We start from the raw sequence: 18,151 nt of genomic DNA on the forward strand, positions 1-18,151 counted from the left end.
GCATGAATTCCCAAACCGACCTCGTCCCCTCGCCCGCCTCAGCACCGGCACCGTCCGGCGACGCGGAAACCCTGTTGCAGCACGCGCAATTCGTCGACTGGATGCGATCGGTCGCGCCGTACATCCACGCGTTCCGAAACAAGACGTTTGTCGTCGGCTTCGGCGGCGAGGTCGTGCATCAGGGTCTGCTCAACGCGCTCGTGTCGGATATCGCGCTGTTGCAGGCGATGGGTATCCAGATCGTGCTCGTGCATGGCTCGCGTCCGCAAGTGGAAGAGCAGATGAGCCTGCACGGCGTCGAATCCGAGTTTTCGCACGGCATGCGCATCACCAATGCGCGCGCGCTCGAATCCGCGAAGGAAGCGGCGGGCGAAGTGCGTCTCGACATCGAGGCCGCGATCAGCCAGGGTCTGCCGAACACGCCGATGGCGCACGCGCACATCAGCGTCGTGTCGGGCAACTTCGTGACGGCGCGCCCGGTCGGCATTCTCGACGGGGTCGATTTCCAGCACACGGGTGTCGTGCGCAAGATCGATGCCGAGTCGATCCGCCAGTCGCTCGCGAGCGGCAAGATCGTGCTGCTCTCCCCGCTCGGCTTTTCGCCGACGGGAGAAGCGTTCAATCTGTCGATGGAAGACGTCGCGTCGGCCGCCGCGATCGCCCTGCGTGCCGACAAGATCGTGTTCCTCACCGAAACGGAAGGCCTGCTCGACGAAGAGAGCGCGCTGATCCGCGAACTCTCGCTCGACGACGCCTACCGTTTGCATGAAAGCGGCGCGGTAACGGGCGACGCAGGCTTCTATCTCAAGCACTCCATTCGCGCATGCCGCGGCGGCGTCGCGCGGGCGCACATCATTCCGTATGCACTCGACGGCAGCCTGCTGCTGGAACTGTTCTTGCACGACGGCGTCGGCACGATGATCTCGTACGAGAACCTCGAAAGTCTGCGCGAAGCCACGCCGGACGACGTCGGCGGCATCCTCACGCTGATCGAGCCGCTGGAAAGCGACGGCACGCTCGTGCGACGTGGACGCCACCAGATCGAACGAGACATCGACCATTTCTCGGTGATCGAGCACGATGGCGTGCTGTTCGGCTGCGCGGCGCTTTATCCGTACCCACAGGAGCGCATCGGCGAAATGGCCTGCCTGACGGTCGCGCCGGAAGCGCAAGGCTCGGGCGACGGCGAACGGCTCCTCAAGCGCGTCGAGCAGCGCGCGCGGGCGCGCGGACTCACGCGTATCTTCGTGCTGACGACACGTACCGAACACTGGTTCCTCAAGCGCGGCTTCGTGAAGGTCACGGTCGACGACCTCCCCGAAGACCGCCGCCGCCTTTACAACTGGCAGCGTAAGTCGCTCGTGCTGATGAAACAGCTCTGAGCGGAAACAGCTCTGAGCGCGCACAATAACGCCGCGACGCCGTTACATATCGATTACAGGAGAAGCACAGCATGACTCGCATGGTTCAATGCACGAAGCTCGGCAAGGAAGCCGAAGGTCTCGATTTCCCGCCGCTGCCGGGCGAACTCGGCAAACGGATCTACGAGAGCATTTCGAAGGAAGCATGGCAGCAATGGCTCAAGCAGCAGACCATGCTGATCAACGAAAACCGCCTGAACATGGCCGATCCGCGTGCGCGCCAGTACCTGATGAAGCAGACGGAGAAGTTCTTCTTCGGCGAAGGCGCCGATCAGGCTTCGGGCTACGTGCCGCCGGCACAAAGCTGACCCGCTGCTGCGGACATCTGTCCCGCCCCCGAAAAATCCGCGCTCGATGCGCGGATTTTTTTCGCCTGCGTTCCGGCGCGCCGCCCCGCCGCCCGCGTCCGGAAATTGAACGAAACTGTTAATCGGAAGCCCTCTTTTCGGCACCCGCCGAATTCCCGCAATCCCCCGCCAGGCAACGGATTGCGCGCGTTGAGCAAAAGCCCGCCGGACGGGCGGTTTGCACGATCCTCGCTTATCGTGCTATCATGTTCTTCGTTCTAACTGCATTAACCCTTCATTCGCGTTCAGTTCATTTCCCGGCATGGCGTTTTTCGCTGTATTGGTCCGGGTAGGAATTGGATTGTTTTTATACAAGAAGGCTTGTCGGTTGTTTCGTTGCAAGTCGCGCCAGGTTGATTGGCGCGATCCGGAGCGACGCCTCGCCGGCCTTTTTCGTTTCAAGCCTTTTCAAGCGGCGTCAGCGCATTCCGTGCGCGAGCGTCCTCCGGTATCTGCCCCCCTGCAAGGCCACGCGGATACCAACGTTTAGCAGCAACCGATGAGTGCATTTTCGCGACGACCTTCGCGATGCACGGGCGTTACTTTTTCTGCGCGAATGTTATGAACGTTGCGCAGTGCGCCTTTGCGCGGTCCGTGCCAGGCAGCCTCCTGCTGCCACGCCTTTGACCGCTCGCGAAACTGCACTTTCCAGCAATCCGTGGCGGAGCGCTTCGCGTTCGGCCGCAGTCATAGGAGCATTAACCTTGACCGCTTCCAGCAACGGCTTCTGGCGACAAAAGAACAACGACAACAGCCTGACTCTCGATGACATCACGGTCGTCGACAACTCCCTTCTCAAGCGTGCCGTCGGCGCCATGGCGCTCGGCAACGCGATGGAATGGTTCGACTTCGGCGTGTACAGCTACATCGCCGTCACCCTCGGCAAAGTGTTCTTCCCGTCGAGCAGCCCGTCGGCGCAGTTGATCGCGACCTTCGGCACGTTCGCGGCCGCGTTCCTCGTGCGCCCGATCGGCGGCATGGTGTTCGGGCCGCTCGGCGACCGGATCGGCCGCCAGCGCGTACTCGCGATGACGATGATCATGATGGCCGTCGGCACGTTCGCGATCGGTCTGATTCCGAGCTACGGCTCGATCGGCATTTTCGCGCCCGCGCTGCTGCTCGTCGCGCGTCTCGTGCAGGGCTTTTCGACAGGTGGTGAATACGGCGGTGCGGCGACCTTCATCGCCGAGTTCGCGACGGACCGCCGTCGCGGTTTCGCGGGCAGCTTCCTCGAGTTCGGCACGCTGGTCGGTTATATCCTCGGCGCGGGCACCGTGGCCGTGCTGACGGCTTCGCTGTCGCAGGAAGCCCTGCTGTCGTGGGGCTGGCGTGTGCCGTTCTTCATCGCGGGTCCACTGGGTCTGGTCGGCCTGTACATCCGGATGAAGCTCGAAGAAACGCCTGCGTTCAAGAAAGAAGCGGAAGCGCGTGAAGCCGACGAGAAGTCGCGTCCGAAGCAGAGCTTCATGGAGCTGCTCGCGCAGCAGTGGAAGCCGCTGCTGCAATGCGTCGGCCTCGTGCTGATCTTCAACGTGACCGACTACATGGCGCTGTCGTATCTGCCGAGCTATCTGTCGGCGACGCTGCACTTCAACGAATCGCACGGTCTGTTCCTCGTGCTGGCCGTGATGGTGCTGATGATGCCGATGACGCTCTACGCGGGCCATCTGTCGGACAAGATCGGCCGCAAGCCTGTGATGCTGCTCGGCTGCGTGGGTCTGTTCGTGCTGTCGATTCCGGCGCTGCTGCTGATCCGTACGGGCGCCGTGCTGCCCGTGTTCGGCGGCCTGCTGATTCTCGGTGCATTGCTGTCGACGTTCACGGGCGTGATGCCGTCGTCGCTGCCCGCCCTCTTCCCGACGAAGATCCGCTACGGCGCGCTGGCGATCGGCTTCAACGTGTCGGTATCGCTGTTCGGCGGCACGACGCCGCTGGTGACGGCATGGCTGGTGGACCGCACCGGCAACCTCATGATGCCTGCGTACTACCTGATGGGCGCGTCGATCATCGGCATCGTCTCCGTGCTCGCATTGCGCGAAACGGCTCGCAAGCCGCTGCTCGGCTCGGGCCCGTGTGTCGCGACGCGTGCGGAAGCGCATGCCGTGCTGCGTGGCGAACGCGAAGCTGCGGAAATCGAAGAAGCGTACGCAGCTGCCGCAACGGCGCGTGCATAAGCGAGCCGCAAGTCTCGCAGCGACTGAAACGGGTCAGCTTCGGCTGACCCGTTTTTTTATGCCGTCAGCGTTTGCAACGTGGCTTCGACGTTCGCGCCTTCGATCGTCAGCATGCCGGCGGAGATTGGCAGCTTGAAACGTCGCGGCCCCGCGCTGCCGGGATTGACGAACAGCACGCCGTCGCGCTCGACGATCAGCGGCTTGTGGGAATGCCCCGTCACGACGACGTGCACGCCTGCCTCATGCAGATTGCGTGGCACGTCGGCGATATCGTGAACGACGAAGATCTTCACCTGCTGCACGTCGAGCGTCGCGTGCAGCGGGATCGACGTGGCCCATTCGCCCACGTCGTTGTTGCCGCGCACGACCGTCAGCGGCGCGATCGATACGAGCGCATCGAGCACCGCCTGATTGCAGATGTCGCCCGCGTGGACGATCGCATCGCATCCCGCGAGCCACGCTAGCGCTTCGGGACGCACGAGATTGTGCGTGTCCGAAATCAGACCGATACGGGATGACTGTGCGCGCCGCTTGACCATCGTGCGTTCCTGACGAATTTCAATCGAGCGCGGCGAGTGGCGCGCGCGACTTGTGCGCCATCGCGACCAGCCGCTTCGTCGCGCCCTGCACGAGCACCGACACCATTGCGCCGCACGCGAAGGCGGGCAGCACGCCGAGCGTCGGCAGCGTCAACGCGACAATCGAGAAGAACGCCGCGAACGACGCGCGCCCGATCACCATACCGCGCATCAGCAACGCGACAAAAGGCGCACCGTGCGCGCGCTGCGCCGACACGGCGAGCACGATGCCGAGCAGTGGAAACACCGACAGCACACCGCTCCACGCCGCGCCCATCGACGCGGACAGCGTTGTCACCGCGAGCGTCAGCAACGCGCCCGCGAGCATGCGCAACGCGAGATCGGCGAAACCGGCACGCCCCGCAGGCACTGCGCCTTCGACACGCGGCAAGCCGGCCTGCGACACGGCAACGGCGGCACACGCCACCGCCAGCGACCATGCAAGCCCCAAGGGCAGATGCGTAAGCAGCACGGCGACCAAAGCCCACGCAAGCAAGCCCGCGAACAACGCCACCCACCAGCGGCTCACGCGGCACGTCCACGCATACGCGAAGTTGAATGCTTCCGATGCAGCAATGGCCGCAATCGACGCAGCCGATGCCTGCGCCGCGAATGCCGGTCCACGCTCCAGCGCGAGCAGCAGCACGATCGGCCCCGCGACGACCGGCAATCCCGCCAGCCAGCCCGCGACCGACGGCCCCCACACGCGCCCCGCCATCGTCAGCGCGGCGAGGAAACCCGGAACGAGCGCGAGCTTCAGCGCGAGCATCGGCTATTCCTTGACGAGCAGTTCGATGCGGCGGTCCGGCACGAGCCACATGAATGCGCACAACGTGTAAAGCACGGCCGACACCCACGGCGCGATGAACGCGAAAGCCGCGCCTGCCAGATAGATCACGACGGAAATCTTGCCCTTGAAGTCGCGGCCGAGCGCACGCGCGATCGTCGAGTCCGGGCCGTGATGACGGATCAGCACATGCGCGAGAATGAAGTACGCGATCGCGCACATGAACAGATCGAGGCCATACAGCGCGGTCGGCCACGCGGCCAGATGACTTTCGCCGATCCAGTGCGTGATGGCGGGCATCAGCGACAGCCAGAAGAGCAGATGCAGGTTCGCCCACAACACGCCGCCCGTCACCTTCTGCACCGCATGGAACATGTGATGATGGTTGTTCCAGTAGATGCCGACGTACAGGAAGCTCAGCACGTACGCGAGAAACACGGGGATCACGGGGCGCAGCGCTTCGAGGTCGAAGCCCTCGGGCACCTTGAGTTCGAGCACCATGATCGTGATGATGATCGCGATCACGCCATCGCTGAAGGCTTCTACCCGTCCTTTACCCATCTGCCCGTTTCCCGTTGCGGTTGTCGTTGTTCATCGACGCCGGCCAGGCCGTGCGTCGCCGCTGCCGATTATCCGCGATCGGAGGCAAGGCTGTCGATGATGGTCAAAACCGCTTCAAGGTTCGTAGTAGATCGCGAGCCAGACGGTCTGCTCCTCCTCATCCGTCCACGCGACGCGATGACGGCAATGCGGCTCGATCAGCACGTAGTCGCCGGGGCGCATCTCGTGCAGCGTCGCGTCTTCCTCGAACTCGAGCACCGCGGCGCCCGACAGCAGTACGACCCACTCCGCGCGCGAGTCGTCGTACCAGAAGCCGGGCGGACTCGTGTGCCCCATCGACACGATTCGCTCCACGTTCAGACGCTGTCCCGCGACGAGCATGTCGATCCGCTCTTCGCCGTCGCGCTTCGCTTCGCCGCTGAACAGATTGCCCGTTTTCAGTTGCATGTCGTCACCTCGGCTCTTCGTTCACTTCATGGGCGCAAGGCCGTCGAGCAGCGTCGGCACGAGTTCGCTGATCGTCGGATGGATATGCATCGCGTATTGCAGCGTCGTGTACGGCGCGCGCGCCGTCATGATGTCGATGAAGGTGTGAATCGCTTCGTCGCCGTCGACGCCGTAGATGGTCGCGCCGAGTATCTGCTTCGACGCCGGGTCGACCAGCACTTTCATGAAGCCGTCCGTTTCGCCCTTCTCGCGCGCGCGGCCCACGCGCGTCATCGGCATCGTCGCGATCAGCGCATCGCGGCCGCTCGTGCGCACGTCGTGCTCGGACAGGCCGACGCGCGCCAGCGGCGGATCGACGAACACCGCGTACGCCATGATCCGGTCATCGACGCTGCGCTTGCCGCCGTCGAAAAGATTCGTCGCGACGATCTGGAAATCGTCGTAGGACGTGTGTGTGAATGCACCGCGTCCGTTGACGTCGCCGATCGCCCACACGCCGGGCACATTGGTGCGCAACTGGCCGTCGACGGGAATCGTGCCGTGGCGGTCGACCTCGATCCCGGCCGCGTCGAGGCCGAGGTCGTCGGTGTTCGGGCTGCGGCCCGTGGCGAACAGCAGATGCGAGGCGTCGAGCGGCGCGGCATCGTTGCCGAACAAAATGCGCACGCCGTCGCCGTGCTCCTGCAACGGCTCGACGCGCGACGGCTCGCTGCCGAAGCGGAATTCGATGCCTTCGCGCGCGAGCACTTTCTGGACGTTGCGCGCGAAATCTTCGTCCTCGCGCGCGAGCACGCGATCGCCGCGCACGATCACCGTCACGCGGCTGCCGAAGCGGCGAAACACCTGCGCGAATTCGAGCGCGATATAGCTGCCGCCGACGATCGCCAGATGCGCCGGCAAATCGGTCAGTTCGAGCAGTGTCGAGTTGGTGTGATACCGAATGCGCTCGATGCCTTCGAGCTTCGGAATGACCGCGCGCGTGCCCGTGTTGATGAAGATGTCGTCGGCCTGCAGTTCGGCCAGCACGTTACCGCTTTCGGGATCCGTGACGCTCAGCGTATGTGCGCCCGTGAAGCGCGCGTGGCCTTTGAAGACAGTGACGTTCTCCGTATTGCGCAGCCACTTTTCGACGCCGTCGCGCGACTGGCCGATGATCTTGTCCTTGCGCGCCTTCACTTTCGCGAGGTCGACGCTCACGTCGCCGGCCACGTGCACGCCGTATTCGAGCGCACGGCGCGCGACATGCGCGGTGCGGGCGCTCGCCACATATGCCTTGGTCGGCGTGCAGCCGACATTCACGCAGGTGCCGCCGAACTTGTCGCGTTCGATCACCGCCGTTTTGCGGCCGTTCTCTGCGAGTCGCACGGCGAGCGGCGAGCCGCCCTGCCCGGTACCGATCACGATGGCGTCGAAATGCTGTGGCATGACCGATCTCCCGAAGCGCGTGTGCGAGTCGGTCATCTTACGCCAGCCCGATGTTTCCCGAAGTGATGAGCCTCAGCGGTGAGTGATGGAAGTTTCGGACGCCGTCCGGCCGTTCAGATCGTGCGAATTACGCGTCGCAATGATGCAGCGAGCAAATCAGTTCGCGCGAACGTTGGAGCGCGGCGCGCGCACCGTTCGTAGCGACGACGAATCCCGCCTGGCTCAGATTGAAATCCACCTGCACCATGATCTGGATGAGCGACACCATCGGCAGCACCACTGCCGGGTGATAAAGCTGTCTTTCGATGATCGCTCTCATGGCTGCCCCCAGTCACATGGCGCCGCGTATCGGGCACGGCGCCCATCCAGATACAAGTTTCGATGGAGGGATTGTAGGGAGCGGAGTGTTAGGGATAAATGAGCTAAACGCGAAGATAGTTGTCGACGGAGCGGAACAATCCGGGAACGCCTTGCGGCACGGGGTCGCGAGGTCGATCGACGGGGTTTGAGGGGGCGTATTTCGCGCGCTTTTTTCACGGCCGCCTCACGCCCACTCGGTCCGCGAGGTCATTCCCGCCGAAAGCGAACGATCATTCGAGCGGCGCGGCGATGAATTCGGGCAGCGCTTCGGCGCGCTCCGAGAATGCAGCGAGTGCCGGGTAGCGCGCCGGATCGACGAGCTCGGGCAGCATGAACTGCTGGAAACGCCATACGACGGCCAGCGTGATGTCCGGCTGCATCAGGCGGTCGCCGAACAGCCAGCCGTTTTCTTCACGGCCCGCGATCTCGCTCTCGAGATGATCGTACGCGGCGAACAGCTGCGTCTGGATACGCTCGATCCACGGCTGGTGCTGGCGCTCGGCAGGCCGCAGATTCACTTCGTAGACGTTCTGCATCGTCTTTTCGCAGGCGGCGAGCGCGAAGCCGATCAGACTCAGCGCCTTCATGCGCTCGCGGGTGTCGGCGGGCATCAGGCGCCTGTCCGGCGGACTCCGCTGATCCAGATAGTCGAGGATCAGCGACGAATCGATCAGCATCGTACCGTCGTCGGCGATGAAGGTCGGCGCTTTGACCACGGGATTGATCGCCGCGAATGCGTCGAAATGCCGGAATACCGACACGCTCTGATGGTCGAACGGCAGGCCGAGGACGCCGAGAGAAATGGCGACGCGCCGGACGTACGGTGAATCCATCATGCCGATCAGTTGCATTCCGCTTTCTCCCATCGAATGTGGTCAGTTCGGAATACTGTAGACGAATCCCCGGGCACTGGCGATAAACCGTTTCGTCGTCTCAAAGCGGCTCGTAGATCTTTCCGCGCACCATCATTGCGCCGCATACGCGGCAAACCCAGCGAATTTCGTTCTCGCGCGTGCGCCACAGAAACCTGTAGTGACACTTGTGCATGTCTCCGTCCCCTGTTGCCGGTCGTTATCTCTACGCAAGTCTAGGAATGCTTGTCTTATGGATGCCTTAAGGCTGTCGCAGAACGTCGGCCTCGGCATTTGGCGTCGCGCACTATGACACGGCGGCATGTGGCTGGCAACACGGTTCTGCGTCATATCGGGCTCAGTTTTGGGCGATGCCGATGCGCCGGACATGAAAATCAGGGCCCGCCCGACAGACCACGAAAGGATTAGTGAGACGTAGTAATATTTCCCACAAAAATCCGCTGGAGGAGAAATGGGCCTTTCAAATCCGCAGACCATCGCCGATCCGCGCCGGAGGAAAATTCTGGGCGGACTGGATCTCAAAGGCGGAACGGGAATCGAAATAGGCGCACTGTGCCGGCCGATCGTCACGCGCGACGACGGCGAGATCATCTATGTCGACCACACGTCGACGGATGTGCTGAAGGTGAAATACGCGCGGGATCCCAACGTCGACGTGAACAAGATCGTGAATGTCGACGCCGTGTGGGGCGCGAACACGCTTTCCGAAGCGGTATCGGGACGCAAGGTCGACTACATCGTCGCCTCTCATGTGATCGAGCATGTGCCCGACCTCGTGACCTGGCTGCAGGAACTGCACTCGGTGCTCAAACCCGCTGGCCAGGTCCGCCTCATCATTCCAGACAAGCGATTCACATTCGACTATCTGCGGGAAGAATCCCGCATGGCCGACATTCTGACCGCGTTCGTCCATCGCGCGCGGGTGCCGCAGCCCCACTCGATCATCGATTTCGCGCTGGGCGCATCGGAGGTCAGCGCCGCCGATGCATGGGACAGAGTGCTTCCGCCCGATCATCTCAAGCACCACTACAAGTTCACGGACGCGCTCGCCCTGTCGCGCGACGTGATCGCGAACGGCACCTATCACGATGTCCATTGCTGGACGTTCACACCGCGCTCCTTCTCACGAATCATGCGTTCGCTGGTTCATCACGAACTGGTCGGCTTTTCGTGCGAGTCGTTCCACGACACCGAGCGCAATACGCTCGAGTTCTTCGTCACGCTGAAGGCCACCGACGACCGCGAGGCGGCCGAGGTCAGCTGGAAGACGATGGAAGCGCGCGCGAGCGACGCCGTGCCGGGCAAACCGTTCTGGAGGTTGCGCCGGGCGCTGGGGTGGTAGCAGGAATAGCCCGCAGTCTCTTGAAGAAGCGGTCACGATTGTCGCGCGAAGAACGCTATCGTCGCCCTTCGCTGCGGCGACACGCCAGGCGTTGCCTGGTGCGGAAAGACGGACGCAAAAAAACCGACTCGCAAGGGTCGGCTTTTGCGTTTCAGTCGGCTGAATCCGGGTCGCCATCGCCGTATTCGCCGGAAAGCAGCGCGGACAGGTCATCAGGTCGCAGTCTCCGCATGGCGTCCTCTACCTTTCGGTCATAGCCGCGGTCATTGGGATCGTGCCCGGCGTGCGCCTTTCGCGCGTACTTCTGCACAAAGCAACTGAGCTCACCTTCAAGGCGCGCGTCCTTTCGCCTTGCAGTCATGAGTCCGCGCCCGCTTCGGTAGATGCGGAGGCCACATCGAGCGAGTCAAATTCGATGACAAGTTCCGCTCCGCATGTCGAGAAAATCTGCGCAACTCGCGAAGGCTTCTCATCGGTCCATCGCTCGGCCTTGGCTAGTATCCGCTGCGCTTTCTCATAACGGGGCGTGCCAGGCTCCAACACCTCAATTCCGTAGACGATGTTCTGAAGGCCAAGATTATCAAGCACGCAACGATTCATTCCGACGAAAGACACGGAGGCTCGCCGATCCTGAAGGAACAGACCAAGCGTCAACGTCTTGCGCTCCTTCGATACGTGGATCGTGTCCATGTACCAGTCGTGGAAGTGGTTGAAGGCTTTCAAGCTTTCCATTTTCAATCTCAGTAAGGGAGAATAGACACCGGGTTACCGAGATCGCGGTCCTGTCCATCCCAGTTGTGCGAATGTGGCGCACCGAATCCATGATCGTGATCGATATCGATATCGGCGGCAGCATTACCGTTGGCGTCGTACAAACGCAGTTGCCCACTGCCTGACGGATTCTCTACCCAAGTATTTGGCGGGCCTCCTTTGATCGGCATACCCGCTAGGGTTTCATCATCGCCATCCGGCATATCCTCGCTGTACTCGAACGCCTGCGCATTGCCGAACGGCGTTGAATCGTCGGCATCCGTCAAGCTATCGACCAGACCCGGCCCGCTGTCGCCGACATCACCCGAATCATCAACACCGCCGCCGAGCACGGCCCCGGCCGCAGTCTCGACCGCACCCAGCCAGTCAAACCCGCTGCCAGAAACGGCGGCATTGCTGGCGGTCGCAGCGACCGGCACGTAGGGCGTCCTGTCGATAAAGCACCCGTTTGCATCGAGCGGGACGAACTCGCCGTTGCGTACCCCATAGATGGTCGGCTTCGGGTCGGGTGCCCGCTTCGGCCAGCTTTGCGGCGCATAGGACCGACCAACCCGGCGGCTGCCCCGCCACGCCCGGTCAATCGCGGGTATGAGCGCGCCATCGCGTACCGCATCGCGCAGGATGCGCGTCACTCCTTCGCCATCGACCGGCGCAGACAGAGCCGAGATGCGCAGGTGTTGACTGATAAACGCTGCATAGGCGCTGAAGTCTCTACATGCGCGCGCCGCTCGTCGGCTGGTGCTAACCCGGAAGTATCGTTCGAAGTCCCGCTGGTCCTGTTCGATCTGCCTCTTCCGGTCCTTTCGCTTCTGCTGGCGCTCATCGTAGGACAAGCTCCACCACGAGGTGGGTTCATCCATGTCACAAGCTGGCACCAGCGAGCATTGCCAGTCGCCTGTCAACGGCACATGCAGGGCGTTGTACGACCGCCCCCATTCGGGAAACGACATGTTTCCTCCGCATCGGTTTGAGGCGGGTATACCTAGCACGGCGTCGAAGCCCATTTGCCAAACTTCGTCAAAGCGCATTGACCCGGAAATCGTACTGGTCGATTTCGACGAGCGCCTTCCGTTCATCCATCCATGCGAACGCAACGGCCTTGAATGAGTTCGACGCGGCGTGCAGGGCGGCGCGCTTGTCGGCCTTCTTCGCTTCGCAGGGGTCGATACCGTGCGCGAGTTTTTCGCGTGCGTCGTCGCGCTTCTTGCGCGCGGCAGCCAGAGACACATCGGGATAGACGCCGAGTGCGAGCCGCATTTCCTTGCCAGCGAATCCCTATCGCCTCGCGGACGGCGGCGCTATGTATCTCGAAGTCACGCCAGCGGGCGGAACGTACTGGCGGATGAAGTATGGAATTGGTGCCGGGGACCGGACTCGAACCGGCAAGCTGTTAAGCGGCGGATTTTCGTCACACTACGTCTTTCGACGCCGTCTGCCACGACACTCGAGGCAGCAGACGTTCGTGCGCTGGACTATGCCTTCGCCATCGCAATGCGCGCTTCGCACACATCGCCTTAGGCGCCCCCCGTCTAGTCTCTACACCTTCCACGCCTTCCGTCCCGCGTCAGCAGGAAAGAAAACGGGCTTGGCTCGGCGTCGCCTCGGCCGCACGACGTATAGCGTGCGTTCAGGGGTTTCGCCGAATTTGAAGGGTTCTGCACCGGCCGTTTCCGGCTGGGCACTCAATGCTTTAAGTCCGCTATGTTTACCAATTTCATCACCCCGGCAGGGCGGACGCGATTCTACCATCGCGCCGCAGCCTGACCAAACCGGCGCGAACCCCAGTTGGGCCGTCCCGCGACCCGCCGCGCATTCATCGACCCGTCACAAACGTTCCCGATAATCCGCCCCACGAAAACGTTTACAACACCGCGCGACGGCGACGGCGCGCGGCACAGGCTGACGGGAACCCAACGATGACGCCCACGATCAAGGATGTCGCCGCCCACGCGGGCTTTTCGATCGCGACCGTCTCGCGCGCGATCAACGCGCCGCACACGGTCAACCCCGTGACCCTCGAAAAAGTGCGTCAGTCGATCGACGCGCTCAACTTCCGCCCGAGCCCGCTCGGCCGCCAGTTGCGCGGCGAGCGCTCGCGCCTGATCGGCGTCATGCTGCCGACGCTCGCCAATCCCGTGTTCGCCGAATGCCTGCAGGGCATCGACGAACTCGCGTCGGCACAAGGCTATCGTCTGATGCTGATGACGACGCAGTACGACGCCGACCGCGAGCGCCGCGCGATCGAAACGCTGCGCGAGCAGCGCGTCGAAGGCCTGATCCTGACGGTCGCCGACGCCGACACGCACCCGCTGCTCGACGATCTCGACCGCGACGGCATGCTGTACGTGCTGATGCACAACGACACCGTGCGCCGCCCGTCGGTATCCGTCGACAACCGCCAGGCCGCCTACGACGGCGTCCGGATGCTGATCGCGCACGGCCATCGACGCATCCTGATGCTCGCCGGCACACTCGCCGCGTCGGACCGCGCGCGGCTGCGCCATCTCGGCTACACGCAGGCAATGCAGCAGGCGGGCCTCACGCCCGCGCCCGCACTCGAAATCGACTTCAACGCGGACGAACTCGCGCCCTCCGTGCTCAATCATCTGACCACGGGCGCGAATCGCCCGACGGCCCTGTTCTGCTCCAACGATCTGCTCGCGATGGTCGTGATGCGCGGCCTGCGCCGCGCGCGCTTCGAGATGCCCGGCGACATGTCGATTCTCGGCTTCGACGGCCTCGCGATGGGCGAACTGCTGTCGCCGCCGCTCGCGAGCGTCTGCGCGCCGAACCGGGAGATCGGCTGCGCGGCATGGCGCCGGCTGATCGAGCGCGTCGACGGCACGCAGCCTTCGGGTTTCGACGACGCACTGCACGCGCCGTCGCTGTCGCTGACCTTGCCGCACACGCTGCGCGAAGGCGCGACGATCGCCGCGATCGCCGCGATCTCCGACGTCTCGGACGCCGCGTCGAACCGCATCCTCCGCACGCTCGCCTGAAGTCACAGAACCCGTTTCAACGCCGCCAACAACCCTTCTCAACCTCCGGGAGACCTGTCGTGATCCGCCGTTCCACCATCGGTATCGCAGCGGTGCGCGTCGCGCGCGCGGCGCTGGTTGCATCGTCGTTCGTGCTGACGCTCGGCGCCGCGCAAACCGCGCACGCCGACGAAACCGCGATCTGCTACAACTGCCCGCCCGAATGGGCCGACTGGGCCAGCCAGATCAAGGCCATCCAGCAGAAGACGGGCATTCGCGTACCGTTCGACAACAAGAACTCCGGCCAGTCGATCGCGCAGCTGATGGCCGAGCAGAAAAGCCCGGTGGCGGACGTCGTGTATCTGGGCGTGTCGTCGGCATTCCAGGCGAAGGACAAGGGCGTGATCGCGCCATACAAGCCCGCGCACTGGGACGACATCCCGTCGAACCTGAAAGACCCGCAAGGCTACTGGTTCGCGATCCACTCGGGCACGCTGGGCTTCTTCGTCAACAAGGACGCGCTCGAAGGCAAGCCGGTGCCGCGCTCGTGGGCCGATCTGCTCAAGCCCGAATACAAAGGCATGATCGGCTACCTCGATCCGTCGAGCGCGTTCGTCGGCTATGCGGGCGCCGTCGCCGTGAACCAGGCGCTGGGCGGCAGCTTCGACAACTTCAAGCCGGGGCTCGACTGGTTCGCGAAGCTCAAGGCCAACCAGCCGATCGTGCCGAAGCAGACGGCCTACGCACGCGTGCTGTCGGGTGAGATTCCCATCCTGCTCGATTACGACTTCGACGCGTATCGCGCGAAATACAAGGATCACGCGAACGTCGAGTTCGTCATTCCGAAGGAAGGCACGATCGAAGTGCCGTACGTGATGAGTCTCGTGAAGGGCGCGCCGCACGATGCGAACGGCAAGAAGGTGCTCGATTTCGTGCTGTCGGACGAAGGTCAGAAGCTGTGGGCGAATGCGTATCTGCGCCCCGTGCGTTCGAATGCGATGAGCGCAGATGCCGCCGCGAAATTCCTGCCGGCCAGCGACTATGCACGCGCGCGTCCCGTCGACTTCGGGAAGATGGCCGAAAAACAGCAGGCATTCGGCGAGCAGTATCTGCAGGTGATGCATTGAACGACATCACGTTCCCGCTGCGCTGGCGCATCGCGTTGATCGCGCCGGCGCTCGCGGTGTTCATCGCGTTCTGGCTGCTCCCCATGACAGCGCTCGTGCAGGTCAGCGCCGACGGTCATCTGTTGCAGACCTACGGCGCGATGCTCGCGAACGCGCGCTACATGAAGAGCCTGTTCGCCACGGTCGTGCTGTCGGCGGCCGTGACGGCAACGACGCTCGCGCTTTCCGTGATCTCGGGCCTGCATCTCGCGCGCCGCGAATTTCCCGGCAAGCGTACGCTGCTCGCGCTGCTGACGTTTCCGCTCGCCTTTCCCGGCGTCGTCGTCGGCTTCATGGTGATCATGCTGGCGGGCCGCCAGGGTTTGATCGGCGCGCTGTCGCTGAAGCTCACGGGCGACAAGTGGGTGTTCGCGTATTCGATGACGGGCCTCTTTATCGGCTATCTGTATTTTTCGATTCCGCGCGTGATTGTCACCGTGATGGCGTCGGCGACCAGGCTCGATGCGTCGCTCGAAGAAGCCGCGCGCTCGCTCGGCGCATCGCCGTGGCGGATCATGCGCGACATCGTGCTGCCCGCGCTGTCGCCGGGACTGATCGCGGCGGGCGCGGTGTGCTTCGCGACGGCAATGGGCGCGTTCGGCACTGCGTTCACGCTCGCCACCGACATCGACGTGCTGCCGATGACCATCTACACCGAGTTCACGCTCAACGCGAACATGGTGACGGCCGCAGGCCTGTCGATTGTGCTCGGCATCGTCACGTGGATCGTGCTGTATGTCGCGCGCAGCGTCAGCGGCTCGGCTGTGGCGGCGACCGCCTAACCTCATGGCGAATGAAGAGTCCCGTATGAACTCCGTTGCTCACTCCACCGACGCACCCGGCCTGCAACGCAGACGCGCGCCCGCCCTGCCCTCGCTGCGCGCCTGGCTCGCGGCGGGTCAATGGCTCGTCACGCTGCTGCTGTGTGCATTTCTGATCGTGCCCGTCGTGATGTCGATTCTCGCGGGCCTGACGGTCAACTACTTTCAGGGCATTGCGAGCGGTCTCACGCTGCGCTGGCTCGGCGAAGTGTGGACGCAATATCACGACTCCGTGTTCCTGTCGCTCGAAGTCGCGCTCGCGACGCTCGTCATCACACTGCTGACGGGCGTGCCTGCGGGCTACGTGCTCGCGCGCAGCGAGACGCGTCTGTCGCGCATCATCGAAGAGTTTCTCGTGCTGCCCATCGCGCTGCCGGGCCTTGCGTCCGCGCTCGCGCTGCTGGTCGTGTACGGCGGCTTCACGATGTTCCGCACGAGCGTCGCGTTCATCGTCGTCGGCCACGTGGTGTTCACGCTGCCGTTCATGGTGCGCGCCGTCGCCGCCGTGTGCGCGAGTTCGGGACTGCGCACGCTCGAAGAAGGCGCGGCGAGTCTCGGCGCCGGCTTCTTTCAGCGCTTCGTGACGATCGTGCTGCCGAACGTTCGGCCGGGCATCGTCGCGGGCGCGCTGGCCGTGGTCACGTTGTCGATCGGCGAATTCAATCTGACGTGGATGCTGCACACACCCGACACGAAGACGCTGCCCGTCGGCCTCGCCGATACGTATGCGTCGCTTCGCATCGAGATCGGCAGCGCCTACACGATTCTCTTTTTCATCATGACGATGCCGCTGCTCGTCGCGATGCAATGGCTCGGCGTCGATGCGACGGGCCAGCGCAATGTGCGGCAAAAGAAAGCGCGCGTCGCCGCTACGCCATCATCCGCACAAGAAGACCCGCCATGAAGCTCGCCTCCATTCCCATCACACTGACGCGCTGCGCGAAGACGTTTCGCGGCACGCGCGTGCTCGAACCGCTTGATCTGACGATCGGCGCGGGCGAAACGCTGGTGCTGCTCGGGCCGTCGGGCTGCGGCAAGACGACGACGCTGCGCATGATCGCCGGCCTGGAGCAGCCGGACGCAGGCGGCCGTATCGCGTTTGGCGATGAAGACGTGACTGCGCTGCCGATCGAAAAGCGCCAGGTTGGCATGGTGTTTCAGAGTTACGCGCTGTTTCCGAACCTGACGGTACGCGGCAACATCAACTACGGGCTGAAGATCAAGCGTGTGGATGCGGACGTGGCGCGCCGGCGCGTGGACGAACTGCTCGCGATGATGCGTCTCACCGATCACGCGGACAAGCCGATCGATCAACTCTCGGGCGGCCAGCGTCAGCGTGTTGCACTGGCGCGCGCGCTCGCGCCGCAGCCGCGTGTGCTGCTGCTCGACGAGCCGTTGACGGCACTCGATGCGCGTTTGCGCGACACGTTGCGCAGCGAGATGAATGCACTGTTGCGCGAGCTTGGGATTACCACTGTGTACGTGACGCACGATCAGGCGGAAGCGATGGAGCTTGGTGACCGCATCGTCGTGATGAGCGCGGGGCGGATCGAGCAGATCGGCACGCCGCGGGACATTTACTATCGCCCGGCGAATCGGCGGGTAGCGCAGTTCGTCGGCACGATCAATCGTGTGTCGGGGCAGGCGCGGGATGGGGTGCTGGCTACGACTGGCGGTGCCATTCCTTTGCCGCCGACGCATGCGACTCGGGTTATGCCTCATGGCGATGAGGTGTTTTTCCGTCCCGAGGATGCATGGCTGGCGGATCCTGAGAGCGCTCAGTTACGAGGCGTTGTCGATGGCGCCGCCTTTCTCGGTGAGCGGACGCGGCTCACTATTCGCGATGCGGCGCCTGATGTTTTGATCGTCGATGTGCCGGGACGGGTTGAGCTTGCTCGTGGCACGGCTGTAGGGGTTTCTGTTGCCAGGGATGGCTTGATAGCACTTGCCTAGCTTTGCCTTTCGGCCTTTGCTGGCATCCGCGTTTTGCTTCTGGTTTGCTGGCGTTGCCCCTGTGCGGGGCGGCACTTACTTTCTTTGCCGCCGCAAAGAAAGTAAGCAAAGAAAGCGGGCTCACACCGCCAGCCCGTGTTCTTGCCTG

Annotated in this window: 18 protein-coding genes and 1 pseudogene; 9 read left to right on the top strand and 10 right to left on the bottom strand. The window is 63.4% G+C overall.

What is annotated here, in order from left to right; all coding sequences use genetic code 11:
• The first annotated feature begins 2 nt into the window (after window positions 1–2).
• The 3 genes from argA to proP all read left to right on the top strand — a co-directional run bounded on the left by argA (window position 3) and on the right by proP (window position 3,942).
• A complete protein-coding gene (gene argA, locus G3N95_RS36370) occupies window positions 3–1,382 on the top strand; it encodes an amino-acid N-acetyltransferase (RefSeq protein WP_205974917.1) in 1,380 nt (459 codons plus the stop codon).
• A gap of 71 nt (window positions 1,383–1,453) precedes the next feature.
• Window positions 1,454–1,729: an oxidative damage protection protein gene (locus tag G3N95_RS36375; protein ID WP_054924826.1), complete on the top strand. Its 276-nt coding sequence runs from the start codon at window positions 1,454–1,456 to the stop codon at window positions 1,727–1,729.
• 743 nt (window positions 1,730–2,472) lie between these two features.
• The gene (gene proP / locus G3N95_RS36380) at window positions 2,473–3,942 is read left to right on the top strand and encodes a glycine betaine/L-proline transporter ProP (RefSeq protein ID WP_205974918.1); all 1,470 of its coding nucleotides are present in this window, start codon (window positions 2,473–2,475) and stop codon (window positions 3,940–3,942) included.
• 56 nt (window positions 3,943–3,998) lie between these two features.
• Here the strand turns inward: proP and G3N95_RS36385 are convergent, their stop codons facing one another.
• The 7 genes from G3N95_RS36385 to G3N95_RS36415 form a co-directional block, all read right to left on the bottom strand.
• Complete coding sequence (locus G3N95_RS36385; protein ID WP_205974919.1) at window positions 3,999–4,481, bottom strand: metallophosphoesterase family protein; 483 nt, start codon at window positions 4,479–4,481, stop codon at window positions 3,999–4,001.
• A 19-nt stretch (window positions 4,482–4,500) separates the two neighbouring features.
• Entirely contained in the window at window positions 4,501–5,289 is a 789-nt protein-coding gene (locus G3N95_RS36390; protein ID WP_205974920.1) for a hypothetical protein, read from the bottom strand.
• Window positions 5,290–5,292: 3 nt separating this feature from the next.
• Window positions 5,293–5,868: a TMEM175 family protein gene (locus tag G3N95_RS36395; protein ID WP_205974921.1), complete on the bottom strand. Its 576-nt coding sequence runs from the start codon at window positions 5,866–5,868 to the stop codon at window positions 5,293–5,295.
• 114 nt (window positions 5,869–5,982) lie between these two features.
• The gene (locus tag G3N95_RS36400) at window positions 5,983–6,315 is read right to left on the bottom strand and encodes a cupin domain-containing protein (protein WP_205974922.1); all 333 of its coding nucleotides are present in this window, start codon (window positions 6,313–6,315) and stop codon (window positions 5,983–5,985) included.
• Between the two features lie 21 nt (window positions 6,316–6,336).
• Window positions 6,337–7,740 carry an FAD-containing oxidoreductase gene (locus tag G3N95_RS36405; RefSeq protein ID WP_205974923.1) on the bottom strand — a complete coding sequence of 468 codons (1,404 nt, stop codon included), beginning with the start codon at window positions 7,738–7,740 and terminating at the stop codon, window positions 6,337–6,339.
• Between the two features lie 127 nt (window positions 7,741–7,867).
• Complete coding sequence (locus G3N95_RS36410; protein ID WP_007585578.1) at window positions 7,868–8,059, bottom strand: hypothetical protein; 192 nt, start codon at window positions 8,057–8,059, stop codon at window positions 7,868–7,870.
• 271 nt (window positions 8,060–8,330) lie between these two features.
• Window positions 8,331–8,951 carry a glutathione S-transferase gene (locus tag G3N95_RS36415; protein WP_205974924.1) on the bottom strand — a complete coding sequence of 207 codons (621 nt, stop codon included), beginning with the start codon at window positions 8,949–8,951 and terminating at the stop codon, window positions 8,331–8,333.
• A 472-nt stretch (window positions 8,952–9,423) separates the two neighbouring features.
• Here G3N95_RS36415 and G3N95_RS36420 point away from each other — a divergent pair, with 472 nt between their 5' ends.
• Complete coding sequence (locus G3N95_RS36420; RefSeq protein ID WP_205974925.1) at window positions 9,424–10,314, top strand: methyltransferase domain-containing protein; 891 nt, start codon at window positions 9,424–9,426, stop codon at window positions 10,312–10,314.
• Between the two features lie 357 nt (window positions 10,315–10,671).
• On the opposite strand, the gene G3N95_RS36425 is transcribed toward G3N95_RS36420, so the two are convergent.
• From G3N95_RS36425 to G3N95_RS36435, 3 genes and pseudogenes are all read right to left on the bottom strand, one after another.
• Window positions 10,672–11,046, bottom strand: a complete 375-nt coding sequence (locus G3N95_RS36425; RefSeq protein ID WP_205974926.1) for a hypothetical protein — start codon at window positions 11,044–11,046, stop codon at window positions 10,672–10,674.
• 8 nt (window positions 11,047–11,054) lie between these two features.
• Window positions 11,055–12,035, bottom strand: a complete 981-nt coding sequence (locus G3N95_RS36430; RefSeq protein ID WP_205974927.1) for a hypothetical protein — start codon at window positions 12,033–12,035, stop codon at window positions 11,055–11,057.
• 91 nt (window positions 12,036–12,126) lie between these two features.
• A pseudogene (locus tag G3N95_RS36435) lies at window positions 12,127–12,357 on the bottom strand (integrase arm-type DNA-binding domain-containing protein); the annotation flags it as partial.
• A gap of 644 nt (window positions 12,358–13,001) precedes the next feature.
• On the opposite strand from G3N95_RS36435, the gene G3N95_RS36440 reads away from it, so the two are divergent.
• The 5 genes from G3N95_RS36440 to G3N95_RS36460 all read left to right on the top strand — a co-directional run bounded on the left by G3N95_RS36440 (window position 13,002) and on the right by G3N95_RS36460 (window position 18,003).
• Entirely contained in the window at window positions 13,002–14,084 is a 1,083-nt protein-coding gene (locus G3N95_RS36440) for a LacI family DNA-binding transcriptional regulator (protein ID WP_205974928.1), read from the top strand.
• A 113-nt stretch (window positions 14,085–14,197) separates the two neighbouring features.
• A complete protein-coding gene (locus G3N95_RS36445) occupies window positions 14,198–15,190 on the top strand; it encodes an ABC transporter substrate-binding protein (RefSeq protein WP_241019158.1) in 993 nt (330 codons plus the stop codon).
• Complete coding sequence (locus tag G3N95_RS36450; protein WP_205974930.1) at window positions 15,187–16,011, top strand: ABC transporter permease; 825 nt, start codon at window positions 15,187–15,189, stop codon at window positions 16,009–16,011. The genes G3N95_RS36445 and G3N95_RS36450 overlap by 4 nt, the downstream gene beginning before the upstream one ends.
• A gap of 25 nt (window positions 16,012–16,036) precedes the next feature.
• Window positions 16,037–16,954 (top strand): ABC transporter permease, encoded by a 918-nt coding sequence (locus G3N95_RS36455; RefSeq protein WP_205974931.1) that lies wholly within the window; start codon window positions 16,037–16,039, stop codon window positions 16,952–16,954.
• On the top strand, window positions 16,951–18,003 hold the full coding sequence (locus tag G3N95_RS36460; protein WP_205974932.1) for an ABC transporter ATP-binding protein: 1,053 nt from the start codon (window positions 16,951–16,953) through the stop codon (window positions 18,001–18,003). The genes G3N95_RS36455 and G3N95_RS36460 overlap by 4 nt, the downstream gene beginning before the upstream one ends.
• The last annotated feature ends 148 nt before the right edge of the window (window positions 18,004–18,151 follow it).

Origin of the sequence: Paraburkholderia sp. Tr-20389, assembly GCF_017104565.1 — a bacterium.
Classification (GTDB): domain Bacteria; phylum Pseudomonadota; class Gammaproteobacteria; order Burkholderiales; family Burkholderiaceae; genus Paraburkholderia.

Coding starts and splice junctions, on each gene's coding strand:
- argA (WP_205974917.1), top strand. CDS start 3: ATGAATTCCCAAACCGACCTCGTCCCCTCGCCCGCCTCAGCACCGGCA.
- G3N95_RS36375 (WP_054924826.1), top strand. CDS start 1,454: ATGACTCGCATGGTTCAATGCACGAAGCTCGGCAAGGAAGCCGAAGGT.
- G3N95_RS36385 (WP_205974919.1), bottom strand. CDS start 4,481: ATGGTCAAGCGGCGCGCACAGTCATCCCGTATCGGTCTGATTTCGGAC.
- G3N95_RS36390 (WP_205974920.1), bottom strand. CDS start 5,289: ATGCTCGCGCTGAAGCTCGCGCTCGTTCCGGGTTTCCTCGCCGCGCTG.
- G3N95_RS36395 (WP_205974921.1), bottom strand. CDS start 5,868: ATGGGTAAAGGACGGGTAGAAGCCTTCAGCGATGGCGTGATCGCGATC.
- G3N95_RS36400 (WP_205974922.1), bottom strand. CDS start 6,315: ATGCAACTGAAAACGGGCAATCTGTTCAGCGGCGAAGCGAAGCGCGAC.
- G3N95_RS36405 (WP_205974923.1), bottom strand. CDS start 7,740: ATGCCACAGCATTTCGACGCCATCGTGATCGGTACCGGGCAGGGCGGC.
- G3N95_RS36410 (WP_007585578.1), bottom strand. CDS start 8,059: ATGAGAGCGATCATCGAAAGACAGCTTTATCACCCGGCAGTGGTGCTG.
- G3N95_RS36415 (WP_205974924.1), bottom strand. CDS start 8,951: ATGCAACTGATCGGCATGATGGATTCACCGTACGTCCGGCGCGTCGCC.
- G3N95_RS36420 (WP_205974925.1), top strand. CDS start 9,424: ATGGGCCTTTCAAATCCGCAGACCATCGCCGATCCGCGCCGGAGGAAA.
- G3N95_RS36425 (WP_205974926.1), bottom strand. CDS start 11,046: ATGGAAAGCTTGAAAGCCTTCAACCACTTCCACGACTGGTACATGGAC.
- G3N95_RS36430 (WP_205974927.1), bottom strand. CDS start 12,035: ATGTCGTTTCCCGAATGGGGGCGGTCGTACAACGCCCTGCATGTGCCG.
- G3N95_RS36440 (WP_205974928.1), top strand. CDS start 13,002: ATGACGCCCACGATCAAGGATGTCGCCGCCCACGCGGGCTTTTCGATC.
- G3N95_RS36455 (WP_205974931.1), top strand. CDS start 16,037: ATGAACTCCGTTGCTCACTCCACCGACGCACCCGGCCTGCAACGCAGA.
- G3N95_RS36460 (WP_205974932.1), top strand. CDS start 16,951: ATGAAGCTCGCCTCCATTCCCATCACACTGACGCGCTGCGCGAAGACG.